This window comes from Amycolatopsis sp. NPDC003861 (assembly GCF_053605405.1).
On record NZ_JBSGJD010000036.1, the window covers coordinates 16,077 to 31,868 of the forward strand.

At 71.9% G+C, this 15,792-nt stretch carries 17 protein-coding genes and 1 tRNA gene; 14 read left to right on the plus strand and 4 right to left on the minus strand.

Annotated elements, in window-relative coordinates; genetic code table 11:
• The first annotated feature begins 9 nt into the window (after window positions 1-9).
• The 10 genes from ACWEVN_RS12290 (at window position 10) to ACWEVN_RS12335 (ending at window position 9,399) form a co-directional block, all read left to right on the plus strand.
• Window positions 10-786 carry an arylamine N-acetyltransferase gene (locus tag ACWEVN_RS12290; RefSeq protein WP_452051262.1) on the plus strand — a complete coding sequence of 259 codons (777 nt, stop codon included), beginning with the start codon at window positions 10-12 and terminating at the stop codon, window positions 784-786.
• A gap of 19 nt (window positions 787-805) precedes the next feature.
• On the plus strand, window positions 806-994 hold the full coding sequence (locus ACWEVN_RS12295) for a hypothetical protein (protein ID WP_310967772.1): 189 nt from the start codon (window positions 806-808) through the stop codon (window positions 992-994).
• Window positions 991-2,046, plus strand: coding sequence for a 3-dehydroquinate synthase family protein (locus ACWEVN_RS12300; protein ID WP_452051263.1), 1,056 nt, complete (start codon window positions 991-993; stop codon window positions 2,044-2,046). Before ACWEVN_RS12295 ends, ACWEVN_RS12300 begins: the two co-directional genes overlap by 4 nt.
• Window positions 2,043-3,338, plus strand: a complete 1,296-nt coding sequence (locus ACWEVN_RS12305) for a 3-deoxy-7-phosphoheptulonate synthase class II (protein WP_452051264.1) — start codon at window positions 2,043-2,045, stop codon at window positions 3,336-3,338. Before ACWEVN_RS12300 ends, ACWEVN_RS12305 begins: the two co-directional genes overlap by 4 nt.
• Before the next feature lie 19 nt (window positions 3,339-3,357).
• A complete protein-coding gene (locus ACWEVN_RS12310) occupies window positions 3,358-4,149 on the plus strand; it encodes a shikimate dehydrogenase family protein (protein ID WP_452051265.1) in 792 nt (263 codons plus the stop codon).
• Window positions 4,150-4,288: 139 nt separating this feature from the next.
• Window positions 4,289-5,455 carry a 3-amino-5-hydroxybenzoate synthase gene (gene rifK, locus ACWEVN_RS12315; RefSeq protein WP_449682125.1) on the plus strand — a complete coding sequence of 389 codons (1,167 nt, stop codon included), beginning with the start codon at window positions 4,289-4,291 and terminating at the stop codon, window positions 5,453-5,455.
• Window positions 5,452-6,522 carry a Gfo/Idh/MocA family protein gene (locus ACWEVN_RS12320; RefSeq protein ID WP_452051266.1) on the plus strand — a complete coding sequence of 357 codons (1,071 nt, stop codon included), beginning with the start codon at window positions 5,452-5,454 and terminating at the stop codon, window positions 6,520-6,522. Before rifK ends, ACWEVN_RS12320 begins: the two co-directional genes overlap by 4 nt.
• A 12-nt stretch (window positions 6,523-6,534) precedes the next feature.
• The gene (locus ACWEVN_RS12325; protein ID WP_310967765.1) at window positions 6,535-7,233 is read left to right on the plus strand and encodes an HAD-IA family hydrolase; all 699 of its coding nucleotides are present in this window, start codon (window positions 6,535-6,537) and stop codon (window positions 7,231-7,233) included.
• 5 nt (window positions 7,234-7,238) lie between these two features.
• Window positions 7,239-8,183, plus strand: a complete 945-nt coding sequence (rifN, locus tag ACWEVN_RS12330; protein ID WP_452051267.1) for a kanosamine kinase — start codon at window positions 7,239-7,241, stop codon at window positions 8,181-8,183.
• Window positions 8,176-9,399: a cytochrome P450 gene (locus tag ACWEVN_RS12335; RefSeq protein WP_449682123.1), complete on the plus strand. Its 1,224-nt coding sequence runs from the start codon at window positions 8,176-8,178 to the stop codon at window positions 9,397-9,399. Before rifN ends, ACWEVN_RS12335 begins: the two co-directional genes overlap by 8 nt.
• A gap of 50 nt (window positions 9,400-9,449) precedes the next feature.
• On the opposite strand, the gene ACWEVN_RS12340 is transcribed toward ACWEVN_RS12335, so the two are convergent.
• On the minus strand, window positions 9,450-10,907 hold the full coding sequence (locus tag ACWEVN_RS12340; RefSeq protein ID WP_452051268.1) for a flavin-containing monooxygenase: 1,458 nt from the start codon (window positions 10,905-10,907) through the stop codon (window positions 9,450-9,452).
• A gap of 113 nt (window positions 10,908-11,020) precedes the next feature.
• Between ACWEVN_RS12340 and ACWEVN_RS12345 the strand changes: the two genes are divergently transcribed.
• Entirely contained in the window at window positions 11,021-11,578 is a 558-nt protein-coding gene (locus tag ACWEVN_RS12345) for a TetR/AcrR family transcriptional regulator (RefSeq protein ID WP_452051283.1), read from the plus strand.
• Window positions 11,579-11,782: 204 nt separating this feature from the next.
• On the plus strand, window positions 11,783-12,202 hold the full coding sequence (locus ACWEVN_RS12350; RefSeq protein WP_191316409.1) for a hypothetical protein: 420 nt from the start codon (window positions 11,783-11,785) through the stop codon (window positions 12,200-12,202).
• Window positions 12,203-12,204: 2 nt separating this feature from the next.
• On the opposite strand, the gene ACWEVN_RS12355 is transcribed toward ACWEVN_RS12350, so the two are convergent.
• Entirely contained in the window at window positions 12,205-12,426 is a 222-nt protein-coding gene (locus tag ACWEVN_RS12355) for a DUF3618 domain-containing protein (protein WP_004559246.1), read from the minus strand.
• A gap of 99 nt (window positions 12,427-12,525) precedes the next feature.
• On the opposite strand from ACWEVN_RS12355, the gene ACWEVN_RS12360 reads away from it, so the two are divergent.
• Window positions 12,526-12,599, plus strand: a tRNA-Leu gene (locus ACWEVN_RS12360).
• 151 nt (window positions 12,600-12,750) lie between these two features.
• Here the strand turns inward: ACWEVN_RS12360 and ACWEVN_RS12365 are convergent.
• Complete coding sequence (locus tag ACWEVN_RS12365; RefSeq protein ID WP_452051269.1) at window positions 12,751-13,668, minus strand: helix-turn-helix domain-containing protein; 918 nt, start codon at window positions 13,666-13,668, stop codon at window positions 12,751-12,753.
• 70 nt (window positions 13,669-13,738) lie between these two features.
• On the opposite strand from ACWEVN_RS12365, the gene ACWEVN_RS12370 reads away from it, so the two are divergent.
• A complete protein-coding gene (locus ACWEVN_RS12370) occupies window positions 13,739-14,683 on the plus strand; it encodes a saccharopine dehydrogenase NADP-binding domain-containing protein (RefSeq protein ID WP_452051270.1) in 945 nt (314 codons plus the stop codon).
• Here the strand turns inward: ACWEVN_RS12370 and ACWEVN_RS12375 are convergent.
• Complete coding sequence (locus ACWEVN_RS12375) at window positions 14,677-15,759, minus strand: aldo/keto reductase (protein ID WP_452051271.1); 1,083 nt, start codon at window positions 15,757-15,759, stop codon at window positions 14,677-14,679. The two genes, ACWEVN_RS12370 and ACWEVN_RS12375, sit on opposite strands and share 7 nt — an antisense overlap.
• Between the last annotated feature and the right edge of the window lie 33 nt (window positions 15,760-15,792).

A 15,792-nucleotide genomic window follows, 5' to 3' on the forward strand; every position in this document is an offset into this window, starting at 1 on the left:
GGATGGACGTTGTTCGACGTGGAGACCTACCTCCAGCGGATCGGCTGCGCCGGCGAAACCGGCGTGGGCCTCGAGACGCTCGCGAAGCTGCAGAAGCACCACCTGATGGCGATCCCGTACAACAGCCTCGCCTACCAGCTGCGGGACGCGGTGAACGTCGTCGACCTCGACGAGGACGACGTGTTCGTGACCAGCATCGCCGAAGGCAAGGGCGGCGCCTGCTACCACCTGAACCGGCTGTTCCACCGGCTCCTCACCGAACTGGGTTACGACGTCACGCCGCTCGCGGGCAGCACCGCCGAAGGCCGGGAGACCTTCGCGACCGACGTCGAGCACATGTTCAACCTGGTCACCCTGGACGGCGGCGACTGGCTCGTGGACGTCGGCTACCCCGGCCCCACCTACGTCGAGCCGCTGCCGGTCTCGCCCGCGGTGCAGACCCAGTACGGGAGCCAGTTCCGGCTGGTGGAGCGGGAAACCGGGTACGCGCTGCAACGCCGGGGCGCGGTCACCCGCTGGAGCGTCGTCTACACCTTCACGACGCAACCGCGGCAGTGGCGCGACTGGAAGGAGCTGGAGGACAACTTCCGGGCCCTGGTCGGGGACACCAGCCGCACCGACACGCAGGAAACCCTGTGCGGCCGGGCGACCGCGAACGGCCAGGTCTTCCTGCGGCAGCGCCGCTACCTGACCGTCGAGGACGGCCGCGAGCAGGTCCGCACGATCACCGACGACGAAGAACACCGGACGCTGGTGGCCCGTGTGCTGTCCGGCGATCTCGGCTGAACTGGGGAAAGGCACCACGATGACGGAAAAAGAGGGCCTGCTGGCGAAGTTCGCCGGCCTGTGCCGGACGGCGTACCGGCAGCACTACGTCCCCTACCTGAACTTCTTCTACGGCGGCGAATACCTCCACCACGGCAGCGAGCCGGTCTCCCGGATCGCCGACCTGCCCTACCTGACGCTGCCGGAGCCGCGGGAGCCCTCGCCGTGACGACGACGATCCCGGTACGCCTGGAAGAACGTTCCTACGACGTGCTCGTCGGCCCCGGGGTGCGGCACGCGCTGCCCGGGGTCGTCCGGCGGCTCGGCGCCCAGCGGGCCGTGGTCGTCTCGGCCCGCCCGGCGGAGTGGGTGCCGGACACCGGCGTCGAGACGCTGCTGCTGCCGGCGCGCGACGGCGAGCCGGACAAACGACTGTCCACAGTGGAAGAGTTGTGCGGTGAGTTCGCGCGGTTCGGGCTGACCCGGTCCGACGTCGTCGTCTCCTGCGGCGGCGGCACGACCACCGACGTCGTCGGGCTCGCGGCCGCGCTGTACCACCGGGGGGTCGCCGTGGTGCACCTGCCGACGTCCCTGCTCGCGCAGGTGGACGCCAGCGTCGGCGGGAAGACCGCGGTGAACCTGCCGGCGGGCAAGAACCTCGTCGGCGCGTACTGGCAGCCGAGCGCGGTGCTGTGCGACACGGACTACCTGACCACCCTGCCGCGGCGGGAGCTGCTGAACGGCCTCGGCGAGATCGCGCGCTGCCACTTCATCGGCGCACCCGACCTGCGGGGGCTCTCGCTGCCGGAGCAGATCGCCGCCAGCGTCACCCTCAAGGCGGGCATCGTCGCGCAGGACGAGCGCGACACCGGGCTGCGGCACCTGCTCAACTACGGCCACACGCTGGGCCACGCGCTGGAGATCGCCACGGACTTCGCGCTGCGCCATGGCGAGGCGGTGGCCATCGGCACGGTCTTCGCGGGCCGGCTCGCGGGCGCGCTCGACCGGATCGATCAGTCCGGAGTGGACGAACACCTCGACGTCGTCCGCCACTACGGCCTGCCGGCGGCGCTGCCCGAGGACGTCGACCCGGCGGTGCTCGTGCGCCAGATGCACCGGGACAAGAAGGCGATCACCGGGCTCGCCTTCGTGCTGACCGGGCCGCGGGGTGCGGAGCTGGTCAGCGACGTGCCGCCGGAGGTGGTCACCGGCGTCCTGGCCGGGATGCCCCGCGACCGCCTGGAGAACCTGGTGGGGGCGACGGAAGCGGCGGCGCCGTGAACCGGCTGCGCACCGGCCCGGCGGCCGATCGGGTGCTGGCCGCCCGGCTGAGCGCGGCGCTGGCCAAGCCGGCCGCGCAGCAGCCGTGCTGGCCGGACGCCGCCCGGGCGGAGGCGGTGGTCGAGCTGCTGCACAACGCCGAGCCGATCGTGGCGCCGGAGGAGACCGCGCGGCTGCGCACGCGGCTCGCGTCGGTCGCCCGCGGCGAGGCGTTCCTGCTGCAGGGCGGGGACTGCGCGGAGACGTTCGCCGGCAACACCGAACCACACCTGCGGGCCAACCTGGGCCTGCTGGAGCGGATGGGCGAAGTGCTGGCCGAGGCGGCCGGCCTGCCGGTGGTCAAGGTCGCCCGGATGGCCGGGCAGTTCGCCAAGCCGCGGTCCAAGACCGTCGACTCGCTGGGACTGCCGGTCTACCGCGGCGACATCGTGAACTCCCCGGAGTGCACGGCCGCGGCCCGGACCCCCGACCCGCACCGGATGCTGATGGCCTACGCCCACGCGGCCAGCGCGATGGACCTCGTCCGCAAGCTCTGCGCCGAGGGCATCGAAGAACCGCTGCCGGCGCTCGCCGGTGCCTCTCACCGCGGTGAGTCGTGGTTCGCCGAGGACGCCCGGCCGCCACGGCCGAGCGAGATGTACGTCAGCCACGAGATGCTGCTGCTCGACTACGAGCGGGCCGTCCTGTCGGCGGACACCGGCGGGCCGGAACCGCGGCTGTCCAGCGGGCTGGCGCACTTCCTGTGGATCGGCGAACGCACCCGGCAGCTCGACGGCGCCCACATCGCGTTCGCGGAGCTGCTGGCCAACCCGATCGGCCTGAAGCTGGGGCCGTCCACCACGCCGGAACAGGCCGTCGAGTACGTACGGCGGCTCGACCCGCACCGCACGCCGGGCCGGCTGACGCTGGTCAGCCGGATGGGGCACGCCCACGTCCGCGAGCTGCTCCCGCCGATCGTGGAGAAGGTCGCCGCCTCCGGGCACGAGGTGATCTGGCAGTGCGACCCGATGCACGGCAACACCCGGACCTCGGGCAACGGCTACAAGACCCGGCACTTCGGCGACGTCGCCGACGAGCTCGCCGGCTTCTTCGCCGTCCACCGGGCGCTCGGCACCCACCCGGGCGGCATCCACGTCGAGGTGACCGGCGACGACGTGACCGAATGCCTCGGCGGGGCCGCGGGCATCGCCGAGGCCGACCTGCCGGACCGCTACCTGACCGCCTGCGACCCGCGGCTCAACGCCGACCAGTCGGTCGAACTCGCCCACGCGATCGGGAAGATGCTGCGCTAGCCGCAGCGGGAAGGCCGAGATGACCATCAGCGGCACCACCCGCCTGTACGTCGTGCTGGGCGATCCGGTCGCGCAGGTCCAGTCGCCCGGGCTGCTGAACCCGCTCTTCGCGGACCTGGGCGTCGACGCCGTGCTCGTCCCGGTGCACGCGCCGGCGCCGGACCTGGAGCGGATCGTCGCCGGGCTGAAGGCGGTGGGCAACCTCGACGGCATCTTCGTCACCGTGCCGCACAAGGTGGCCGTGGCCGGGCTCGCCGACCGGTGCAGCCCGATGGTCGAGATCACCGGCAGCGCCAACGCGTTGCGCCGGGAAGCCGACGGCCGGTGGTACGCCGAGAACTTCGACGGCACCGGCTTCGTGGCCGGGCTCGTCGAAGCCGGCCACGACCCGAAGGCCCGGACGGTCGCTCTCGTCGGCGCCGGTGGAGCAGGCAGTGCCATCGCGGCCGCGGTGCTGGCCGCGGGCGCCGACCGGCTCGCGGTGTGCGACCCGGACACCGCGAAACTGACGGCGTTGCAAGCCCGGCTGGACGCACACTGGTCGGGCCGGACGTCGGTGTCGGCCGAACCGGACCTCGTTGGCGCCGAGATCGTCGTCAACGCGACGCCGCTGGGCCTGCGTCCCGACGACCCGCTGCCGTTCCGGCCGGAGGAGCTGGCGCCGGGCCGCGTGGTCGCCGACATCATCATGAAACCGCGCGAAACCCGCCTTCTGCGCGAAGCGGCCGCTCTCGGCCACGACGTCCACTATGGAATTCACATGCTCGGCGGGCAGCTCGGCTCCTACCGCGCTTTCTTCGGCCTGGGCTGAAGATCGGCACTACCAAGCCGGGGGATGTGAGGGTGTCAGCGCCGACCTAGCCTGGTCTTGACGCTGATATTTCGCAGCATTCCGGACACGGCACGGGCTTTTTTCTGCCATTCGAACCCCAGCGGAGATTCGGAGAACCATGAACGCGCGAAAGGCACCGGAATTCCCCGCGTGGCCGCAGTACGACGACGCCGAGCGGGACGGCCTGGTCCGCGCGCTCGAACAGGGTCAGTGGTGGCGCATGGGCGGGGACGAGGTGAACTCCTTCGAGCGCGAGTTCGCCGCCCACCACGGCGCCGCGCACGCGCTGGCGGTCACGAACGGCACGCACGCGCTGGAACTCGCCCTGCAGGTCATGGGCGTCGGCCCGGGCACCGAGGTCATCGTGCCCGCCTTCACCTTCATCTCCTCCTCGCAGGCGGCCCAGCGGCTCGGCGCGGTCACCGTCCCGGTCGACGTCGACGCGGCCACCTACAACCTCGACCCGGAGGCGGTCGCGGCCGCCGTCACCCCGCGCACCAAGGTGATCATGCCGGTGCACATGGCCGGGCTGATCGCCGACATGGACGCGCTGGCGAAGATCTCCGCCGACACCGGCGTCGCGCTGCTCCAGGACGCCGCGCACGCGCACGGCGCCCGCTGGCAGGGCAAGCGTGTCGGCGAGCTGGACAGCATCGCCACCTTCAGCTTCCAGAACGGCAAGCTGATGACCGCCGGCGAAGGCGGCGCGGTCGTCTTCCCCGAGGGCGAGACCGAGAAGTACGAGACGGCGTTCCTCCGGCACAGCTGCGGCCGTCCCCGCGAAGACCGCCGGTACCTGCACAAGATCGCCGGCTCCAACATGCGGCTCAACGAGTTCTCCGCGTCCGTGCTGCGCGCGCAGCTGGCCCGCCTCGACGAGCAGATCGCCGTCCGCGACGAGCGCTGGACGCTGCTGTCGGAGCTGCTCGGCGAGATCGACGGCGTCGTGCCCCAGGGCGGCGACGTGCGCGCCGATCGCAACTCCCACTACATGGCCATGTTCCGCGTCCCCGGGCTCACCGAGGAGCGGCGCAACGCGCTGGTCGACCGGCTCGTCGAAGCCGGCCTGCCCGCCTTCGCCGCGTTCCGCGCGATCTACCGCACCGACGCCTTCTGGGAGCTCGGCGCCCCCGGCGAGAGCGTCGACGCGATCGCGGAACGCTGCCCGAACACCGACGCGATCAGCCGGGACTGCGTCTGGCTGCACCACCGGGTGCTGCTGGCCGACGAGCCGGCGCTGCAGGCGACCGCGGAGATCATCGCCGCCGAAGTGGCGCGGGCATGAGTGTCCGGGCCGCGGTGGTCGGGCTCGGCTGGGCCGGGCGGGAGCTGTGGCTGCCCCTGCTGCGCGAGCACGCCGACTTCGAGGTGGTGGCCGCGGTCGACGCCGACCCGGCGTCCCGGCAGGCGTTCACGAAGGCGACCGGCATCCCGACGCACCCCGCGGTGTCCGCGCTGACCGCGCGCGACGTCGACCTCGCCGTCGTCGCCGTGCCCAACTACCTGCACACCGAGGTGGCGGGCGCGCTGCTCGCCACCGGGATCTCCGTCTTCCTCGAGAAGCCGGTCTGCCTGACCTCGGCCGAGATCGACGTCCTCGCGGCGGCCGAACGCAGTGGCGGCATGCTGCTGGCCGGCAGCGCCGCCCGCTACCGCGGTGACGTCGGCGCGCTGCGGGACGTCCTCCCGGACCTGGGCGACATCCGGCACGTCGCGATGGGCTGGATCCGGGCCCGCGGTGTGCCGCGCGCGGGCGGCTGGTTCACCCAGCGCGAGAAGGCCGGCGGGGGAGCGCTGTACGACCTCGGCTGGCACCTGCTCGACACGCTCGCGTTCCTGCTCGGCCCGGCCGCCTTCACCCAGGTCATCGGCGTGACGTCGGACGACTTCGTCAACGCGGGCGCCTGGCGCGCGGCGTGGCGGCAGGACCAGCTGGGCGCCGACGCCGCCGACGTCGAGGACACCGCGCGCGGCTTCCTGGTCCGGGACGACGGCGTCTCGGTCTCGCTGCGCGCGAGCTGGGCCTCGCACCAGGCGCGGGACGTCTCGGTGATCCACGTCGAGGGCAGCGCCGGCACCGCGGACCTGCGGTGCACCTTCGGCTTCAGCCCCAACCGCGAGCCCGAGCCCGTGCTGACGGTGACCCGCGAGGGCACCACCACGCAGCTGCCGGTGCCGATCGAGCGGATCGGCGTCGAGTACACGCGCCAGGTGGGCGACCTCGCCGCGATGCTGGCCGACCCGGGCAGCCGCGGCCGGGCCGTCGCCGAAGCGCGGCCGATCGTCTCGATGATCGAGGACTTCTACGCCTCCGCCGGTTCGGTGCGGGGCGCGGTCCCGGCGTACCAGTAGAGAGGGCGCTCCATGACTTTCCCGATCGTCGATCGGCCGGACACCGGGGCCGATCCCTCGGTGCCGGTCCGGCACGCGGTCATCTTCGACCTCGACGGCGTCGTCGTCGACAGCTTCGCGGTGATGAGCGAGGCCTTCGCCATCGCCTACGCCGAAGTCGTCGGCGACGGCCCCGCGCCCTTCGAGGAGTACCGGCGCCACCTCGGCCGCTACTTCCCGGACATCATGCGGATCATGGACCTGCCGCTGGAGATGGAGGAACCCTTCGTCCGCGAGAGCTACCGCCTCGCCGGCGAGGTCCAGGTCTTCGACGGCGTCACCGAGCTGCTGGTGACGCTGCGGGCGCGCGGGCTGCGGCTGGCCATCGCCACCGGCAAGAGCGGGCCGCGGGCCCGGTCCCTGCTGGACAACCTCGGCCTGCTGCCGTTCTTCGAGCACGTCATCGGCTCCGACGAGGTCGCCCGGCCGAAGCCGGCCCCCGACATCGTCCGGCACGCGCTCACCCTGATGGACATCGAGCCGGAGCGGGCCATCATGATCGGCGACGCGCCGACCGACCTGGCCAGCGCGCGCGGGGCCGGTGTCGCTTCGGCCGCCGCGCTGTGGGCGCCCCCGGACGACATCGGCGAGCTGCTCGCCGCCGGTCCGGACGTGGTGCTGCGGCAGCCGGCCGACCTGCTCGCGCTCTGCCCGTCGGTGCCCGGCCGCTGACCGACGTGCGCACCCCGTACCACCTCGGCATCGACGTCGGCGGCACCAAGGTCGCCTTCCGCGTCGAAACCGGCACCACGTGCGTCGAGGAGACGTCGTTCGGCTGGGGTCCCCGGCACCGCGCCGAGGCCGACCTCGCGCAGCTGGCCGCGCACGTGGCCGCGCTGCGCGACCGCCTCGGCGGGCCGCCGGCGGCGGTCGGGGTGGCGATGCCCGGCACGGTCGGCCCGGACGGCCGGGTCGTCACCTGGCCGAGCCGTCCGGAGTGGACGGACGTCGACCTGAAAGCGGTGCTGCACGAGCTGTTTCCCGAAGCGGCCGTCGCCTGGGCGGACGACGGCGACCTCGGCGCGCTCGCCGAAGCGCAGGCTTCGGGCTGCGAAAACCTGCTGTACGTGGGAATCGGTACCGGCATCGGCGGCGGCCTGGTCCTCGGCGGCGTGCCGTGCCCCGGACTCGGCCGCGGCTCGTTCGAGATCGGGCACGTGATCGTCGCACCGGACGGCGCGCGGTGTGTCTGCGGCCGCCGCGGCTGCCTCCAGGCGCTCGCCTCCGGCCCGGCGACCCTCCGCCGCGCCGGAGCGCTGCGCGGCGCGGACGTCACGTTCGACGACCTGCGCGAGGCGGTGGCCGCCGGACAGCCGTGGGCGATCGAGGCGATCGACACGACGGCCCGGGCGCTGGCCGCCGCGGTGACGAGCGTCCAGGAGCTCGTCCACCCGGAGCGCGCCCTGCTCGGCGGCGGCTTCGCGGCCGGGTTCCCCTCGCTGGCCGGCCGCGTGGCCGCGCACCTCGGCACGCTGGCCCGCCCCGGACTGTCCCCGCTGCCGCTGGCACCGGCTGCGCTGGGCGGCCTGTCCTCCCTGCGCGGCGCGGTGGCCCTCGCCCGCCTGATCGCCGGCGGATCCGGCGAGAGGGAGAACGTCACACAATGGAGTACACATGACTGAAACGACCGTCGACGCCCGCTGCCCGGTGGCCTTCCCGCTGGAACGCCCGGCACCGCCGGAACCGGCCGCCGAGTACCGCCGGCTGCGCGCCGAGGACCCGATCATCAAGGTCTCGCTGCCGACCGAGCAGGAGGCCTGGCTGGTCACCAGACACGCCGACGTCCGGGCGCTGCTGGTCGACGAACGGATGAGCGCCGACCGCAGCCACCCCAACTTCCCGCTGCGCCGGCCGGTGCAGCAGGTGCTGCGCAAGGGGTTCAGCGCCCAGGCCAAGTCGCTGCTCGCGCTGGACCTGCCGGAGCACACCGCGCCCCGGCAGATGCTCGCCAACGAGTTCACCCTCCGCCGGATCAACACGCTGCGGCCGATCATCCAGCAGATCGTGGACGAGCGGATCGACGCGATGCTCGCCGCGGGCCCGCCGGCCGACCTGGTCAGTGACCTGGCGACGCAGGTGCCGTCCCGGATGATCTGCGAGCTGCTCGGCGTCCCGCTGGACAGCCGGGAGTTCTTCCAGGACCGCACCCTGGTCCTGCAGCTGCCAGGCAGCACCCCGCAACAGCAGCTGGCGGCGGCCGACGACCTCAACAAGTTCCTGGACGAACTGGTCACGGAGAAGGAGCTGGTGCCGAGCGACGACGTGCTCGGCCGGCTGATCGTCCGCAACCGGGGCACCGGGGTGTACACCCACGACCTGCTGGTCGGCATGGCGCAGAACCTGCTCATCGGCGGCCACGAGACCACGATCAACGCGATCGCCCTCGGCACCATCGGCCTGCTGCAGCGCCCGGAGGTCATCGCCGAGCTGCAGGCCGACCCGGGCCTGATCGTCTCGACGGTCGAGGAGATCCTGCGCTACTACCCGATCTTCGACGTGATGGTCCGGGTGGCCAAGGAGGACATCGAGATCGGCGGCGTCACGATCAAGGCGGGCGATGGAGTGGTGCTGGCGCTCGGTTCCAGCAACCGCGACGAGGAGCGCTTCGCCGACGCGGACACGTTCGACGCCCACCGCGGCGACCGCCACCACATCACCTTCGGCCACGGGATCCACCAGTGCCTCGGCCAGAACCTGGCCCGGGTGGAGCTGGAGATCGTGTTCAGCACCCTGTTCCGCCGCATGCCGACGCTGCAGCTGGCGGTCGACGTCGATTCGGTGCCGTTCAAGGTGACCTCGACGATCACCGGGGTGTTCAGCCTGCCGGTCACCTGGTAGCCGTCGTGAGTGGTAAGGCGGGTTAGAACCCGCCTTACCACTCACGACGCTCAGCCGACCTGGAAGTCTTCGCGCCGCACTTTCCGCGTGTCCAGCCAGTACCGCAAGGTGAAGCCGGGCCAGATCGTCCGGTTGACGCCCTTCGCGTCGAGGTACCAGCTCTTGCAGCCGCCGCGGGTCCAGATGCCCTTCGCGAGCTTGCGCTGGATCTGCCGGTTGAACCGCTCCTGCACTTCCGGCTTCGGTTCGATGGGCTTCCCGCGGGCCAGCCGCAGCGCTTCGGCGACGTAGGAGATCTGAGCCTCGATCATGAACACGACGGAGTTGTGCCCGAGCCCGGTGTTCGGGCCGAGCAGGAAGAACAGGTTCGGGAACCCGGCGACGGTGATGCCCAGGTGCGTCCGCATCCCCTCGGTCGCCCACTCCTTGCCGAGGTTGCGCCCGTCGCGGCCGACGATCTCCAGGTCGTCGAAGGCGTCGGTGACGTGGAAGCCGGTGCCGTAGACGATGACGTCGGCCGCGTGCTCGACCCCCGCGGCGTCGACGATGCTGCGCTCGCGGACCTCCCGCACGCCCTCGGTCACGACGTCGACGTTGTCGCGCGCCAGTGCCGGGTAGTAGTCGTTGGAGATGAGCACGCGCTTGCAGCCCATGGTGTAGTCCGGGGTGACCTTGCGCCGCAGCTGCGGGTCCTCGATCGCGCGGTGGATGTTGCGCTTGGCGATCCGCTGCCCGAGCTTCATCACCCACGACTGGCCGTTGAAGCCGACAGCCCGCGCTTCGAGCAGCCAATAGAGCAGGGTGCGGTAGGCGCGCTGGGCCGGCGGGAGGGCCTTGAACAGCGCGCGCGTCCGGCCGGACATCTCGTGGTCGGCCTTCGGCATGATCCACGGCGGCGTCCGCTGGAACAGCGTCAGCTCCGCCACCTCGGGGGCGATCTTCGGGACGAACTGGACCGCGCTGGCGCCGGTGCCGATGACGGCGACCTTCTTGCCCGCGAGGTCGACGTCGTGCCGCCACCGCGCGGAGTGGTAGGCCGGGCCTTCGAACCGCTCGATCCCGGGCAGTTCCGGGATCATCGGCAGGTGGAGGGCGCCGACCCCGGCGACCAGCGCGGTCCCGGCGAACTCGTCGCCGCCCCTCGTGGCGACGTGCCACCGGCCTTCCTCGGCGTCCCAGCGGGCGCCGGTCATCTCCTGCCCGAACCGGATGAACCGGCGCAGGTCGTGCTTGTCGGCGACCTCGCGCATGTACCGCCAGATCTCCGGCTGCGGCGAGTAGGCCCGCGACCAGCCCGGGTTCTGCTCGAAGGAGAACGAGTACATGTGCGACGGAATGTCGCAGGCGCAGCCCGGGTAGCTGTTGTCCCGCCAGGTGCCGCCGACGTCGTGGGCCTTTTCGAGGATGACGAAGTCCTCGCGGCCCTCCTTGCGCAGCTGGATCGCCATGCCGAGACCGGAGAACCCGGTCCCGACGATGACGACCCCGGTCTCCGTGCGGTTGCCCATGACGCCTCCGGGTTCCTGTTACTCGTCGTCCATCTTACTGGGAGTAGGTTACCAGCGGTAGAGTGTTACCCGTGACCACCGCGAAGCGCAAGCGCATGCCACGGGCCGACCGGATGCGGCAGATGATCGAGGTCGCCGAGCAGGTCTTTTCCGAGCGCGGCTACGCGGCGGCGTCGATGGACGAGATCGCCGAGCTGGTGGGCGTCTCGAAGCCGATGCTCTACGAGTACTTCAACTCCAAGGAAGGTCTCCTGCTGGCCTGCATCCGGGAGTCGCGCGCGGTGCTGCGCGAGGTCACCGAGCAGGCGACCGTCGGGGCGGCCGACGCCGAGGACGCGCTCCGCCGCGGCCTGCTGGCCTTCTTCGTCTTCATCCGCGAACGGCGGCAGGCGTGGTCGCTGCTGCGGCACGAGATGGCCCTGATCGGCACGCCGGCCGCCGACGAGGTCGAGGAAACCCGCCGTCAGCAGACCGACCTCATCGCCGCGCTGATGAGCGGCCACTTCGACACCGGGGACGACCTGAAGGCCGAAGCGGCCGCGGAATTCGTGGTCGGAGCGTGCGAACGGCTCGCGATCTGGTGCGAGCGGCACGAGGAAGTGAGCCCGGAGATGGCCACCGAATACGCCATGGACGTGCTGTGGAGCGGCCTGCGGGACCGTGCACGGTAACTTGCGCGTGCACTAGGCCATCTGGTGATTACTCACAGCAATCGTGTCTTGTGACACAGAGTTGCTCTACTGTTCTGGTGACACGGTAGAAAGTGTGCTGGACCTTCACGGCCGGAGGAGGGGCACGGGAGCCGCGTCACGAAAGCGCGGTGACCGCGTCACGGTTGTGTAAGGATGCTGGTGAGGGAGAGGGGTGTGAGGCAGATGGTGGAAACGATCACGGCGACGTACGTTCAGGAAGACGCCGACTGGGCCATCACGGTCAGCGGCCGCGGCAAGGAGCTGACCGCCCGTGAGCCCGGCATCATCGCCGCGCGCGACCGGGCCGACCAGCTGGTCGAGGAGCTCGCCGGCGACGCCAAGACGACGGTGGTCCACCTGCTCAACGGCAGTGCACTGGACTTCACCAGCGCGTACATGACGGCGCGCCTGACGCTTCCGAAGCTCCCGCCGCTCGAAGTCCCGCCGCCCGGCAGCGTTCCGAAGCAGCAGACACCGGCGTCGGCGGACAAGAAGCCCCAGCTGCCGCCGAGCAAGCAGCTCCCGAAGGCGGTCGAGGATCGCAAGGCCCCGGCCGAGCCGGCGCCCGCCGCGGAGAGCAAGGCGCCGGCGAAGCAGGCCTAGCGCTACTTGAGGAGCTTGCGCACCAGCAGGACAAGCACGAGGACGCCCGCACCGATCAGCGGGAACTTGACCTTGGGGTTGTCCAGCTTGGCGCGCACGCCGTCCTTGGCCGCGTCGGCGAGCTTCTTCGGGTCGGCCTTGACGGTCAGCTGGTCGAGCGTCGCCGCCAGGGCGGTCCTAGCCTGCTCGATCTCACGCTCGATCGTCTCGGGATCGCGGGCCACGTGTCCTCCTCGCCGCATGGGACTTCCAGGACCCAACTTAGTCGACCGCCCCGCCGCGTCCGCACGGGCCACGCCGCACGCTAGGCTGCGGAGTACCGGGGGCCCGTAGCCCAATTGGCAGAGGCACACGGTTTAGGTCCGTGCCAGTGAGAGTTCGAGTCTCTCCGGGCCCACTCGGGGGTTGGGCGAGGTCTGCTCGCGGAAAGCGCTCGCCCCCACCCCCTCGTCGTGTTTTCCGGGGGTGCAACCCCCGGGCCCCGCCCGGCGGGCTCCGCTCCCGGACCCCCGCCGTGGTCCGGCTTGCCGGCAGCCCTCACCTTCGTCTCAGCTCCGGAACGTCCGCCGGTAGGTGTCCGGCGGCACGCCGACCGTCCGGTTGAAGTGCCGCCGCAGCGTCGTCGCCGTGCCCATGCCGACCGCCTCCGCGACCGCGTCGATGCTCGCGTCCGTGTTCTCCAGCAGCTCCTGGGCCCGGCGGATGCGCTGGTTCAGCAGCCACTGCAACGGCGTCGTGCCCGTGGCCGACCGGAAGCGGCGGCCCAGGTGGCGGCTGCTCATGTTCGCCTCGCGGGCCAGGTCCTCGACCGTCAGCGGCCGGTCGAGGCGGGCGGTGATCCACGGGAGCAGCTCGGCCAGCGGGTGGTCGTCGCGGCTCGGGACCGGCGTCGTGACGAACTGGGCCTGGCCGCCCGCCCGGTGCGGCGGCACCACCAGGCGGCGGGCGATCGCGTTGGCCGCCGCCGGGCCGTGGTCGGCACGGACCAGGTGCAGGCACAGGTCCATCGCCGCCGCCTTGCCCGCCGAGGTGAGGACCTGGCCGTTGTCCACGTAGAGCACGTCCGGGTCCACCGTCACGTCCGGGTAGCGGGCGGCCAGGACGTCCGTGTGGGCCCAGTGCGTGGTCGCGCGCAAGCCGTCCAGGAGGCCGGCGGCCGCCAGCACGAAGGCGCCCGTGCACAGCGACGCCACGCGGGCGCCGCGGGTGTGGGCCGCGCGCACGGCGTCGATCAGGTCCGCCGGCGGGGCCGCGTCGACGTCGGCCCAGCCCGGCACGAGCACCGTGTCCGCGCGCGCCAGCCGGCCGAGGCCGTGGTCCGGCTCCAGCAGGAAGCGGCCCACCCGCACCGGGGCCGAGCCGCAGACCGCGAAGCCGTACCGGGGGTCGTCGCCGAACACCTCGGTGGCGATCGTCAGCTCGAACGACAGCATCCCGTCGGTGGCGGCGAGGGCGACGGCGTGCATGTCCGAAAGTGTACGCATCATGTCGTTCCGGACACTGGTGACGGTGTCCGGCGCTCGCCAGGATGACCTCATGACTTCGGTACTGGTTTACGGCGCTTATGGGCACACCGGCCGCTTCGTGGTGGCCGAGCTGGAAAAGCGCGGTTTCGACGCCGTCCTTTCCGGACGGAACGCGGCGAAGCTGCCGGGCGGGCGGCCGGCGTCGGCCGACGACCCGGCCGCCCTCGACCGCGCGCTCGACGGCGTCGACGCGGTGATCAACTGCGCGGGCCCGTTCGCCGGCACGGCCATCCCGCTCGCCGAGGCGGCCATCCGCGCCGGCGTCCCGTATGTCGACGTCGCCGCCGAGATCGAGGCGAACCTCGACACCCTCGCGCTGACCGCCGACACCGCGGTCGTCCCCGCGATGGCGTTCTTCGGCGGCCTGGCCGACCTGCTGGCCACTGCGGCGATGGGCGACTGGACGGCGGCCGACGAGATCCACGTCGCCTACGGGCTCAGCGGCTGGCGCCCGACGGCCGGCACCCTCGAAGCGGGCCGGGTGTCCCGGGAACGCCGTGGCGGCAAGCGCATCCGGTACGCGGGCGGCCGGCTGGACTACCGCGAAGACGCCCTGCCGACGCGCGAGTGGGCGTTCCCCGAGCCGCTCGGCTCCCGGCCGGTCTTCGGCGAATTCTCGATGGCCGACATCGTGACGATCCCGCGGCACCTGGAGGTCCGCGACGTCATCAGCTACATGACGGTCGACGCGGCCCAGGGCCTGGCGGCCGCCGGCGAGCGCGACGCGGCCGAGACGTTCGTGGTGGACGTCGTGGTGCGCGCCGGCGACGAGGAACGCCGGATCGTGGCGCGCGGCGAGGACATCTACGCGGTGAGCGCGCCGCTGGCGGTGGAGGCGGTCGACCGGATCCTGACCGGACGGACGAAGGCGAAGGGCGTCGCCACGGCCGGCGAGATGTTCGACGCGGCCGACTTCCTGCGGGCGCTGGCGCCGCACATCACGGTGGGTCAGTAGCGGACCCCGCTCTGCAGCAACGGCGGGTACACAGTGGACGGTTCACCGTCGACCGTCGTGCCCGCGTACTGCAGCATCGCCCGCTGGGCGCCGTGCATCGGGGCCGGATAGTCCAGCTCCGGCGCGGAAACGGCGTCCAAAGTGGCCAGCTGCGCCGGGGTCAGCGTGACGTCCAGCCCGGCCAGGTTGCCGGTCAGGTGCTCCAGCCGCCGCGCGCCGATGATCGGGACCACCGTTCCGCGCCGCGCCCGCAGCCACGCGAGCGACACCGCCGCGGACGTCGACCCGAGCTCCTCGGCGATCGCCGCGACCGCGTCGATGACCGCGAACTCCGCTTCGGACGGGCCGCCGACGAAGGCCGCGCGGGCGGAATCCGGCGTCGCGGCGCCGCGGCGGTACTTGCCGGACAGGAACCCGTTCTTCAGCGGGCTCCACGGCACCAGCGCCAGGCCCTGGTCCAGCGCGAACGGCGCCAGTTCGCCCTCGACCGTCCGCGCCAGCAGCGAATACTCGACCTGCAGGGCGATCAACGGCGTCCAGCCGCGCAGCACCGCCGTCGTCTGCGCCTGCGCGGTGACCCACGCCGGGGTGTTCGAGAAGCCGACGTACCGGATCTTGCCCGCGCGCACCAGGTCGTCGAGGGTCCGCATGGTCTCCTCGATCGGCGTCGCGCGGTCCCAGTTGTGCAGCCAGTACAGATCCAGGTAGTCGGTCTGCAGCCGCCGGAGCGTCTCGTCGAGCTGGGCGATGATCGACGCGCGGCCGGCGCCGCCGCCGTTGGGGTCGCCGGGGAACATGTTGCCGAAGAACTTCGACGCGAGCACCACCCGCGCCCGGCGGCCCGGCTGGGCGGCGAAGAAGTCGCCGAGGATCTTCTCGGAATGGCCGTTGGTGTAGAAGTTCGCCGTGTCGACGAAGTTGCCGCCGAGGTCGAGGTAGGTCGCGAGGATCTTCTCGGACTCCTCGACGTCGCAGCCGGCGCCGCCGGGGTCTTCCCCGAAGGTCATCGCGCCGAGGGCGAACGGGCTGACGCGGAGGCCGGAGCGGCCGAGGGTGACGTAGTGATCGAGTGACACGAAACTCTCCTTGGGTCGTCGGATCGACCACTC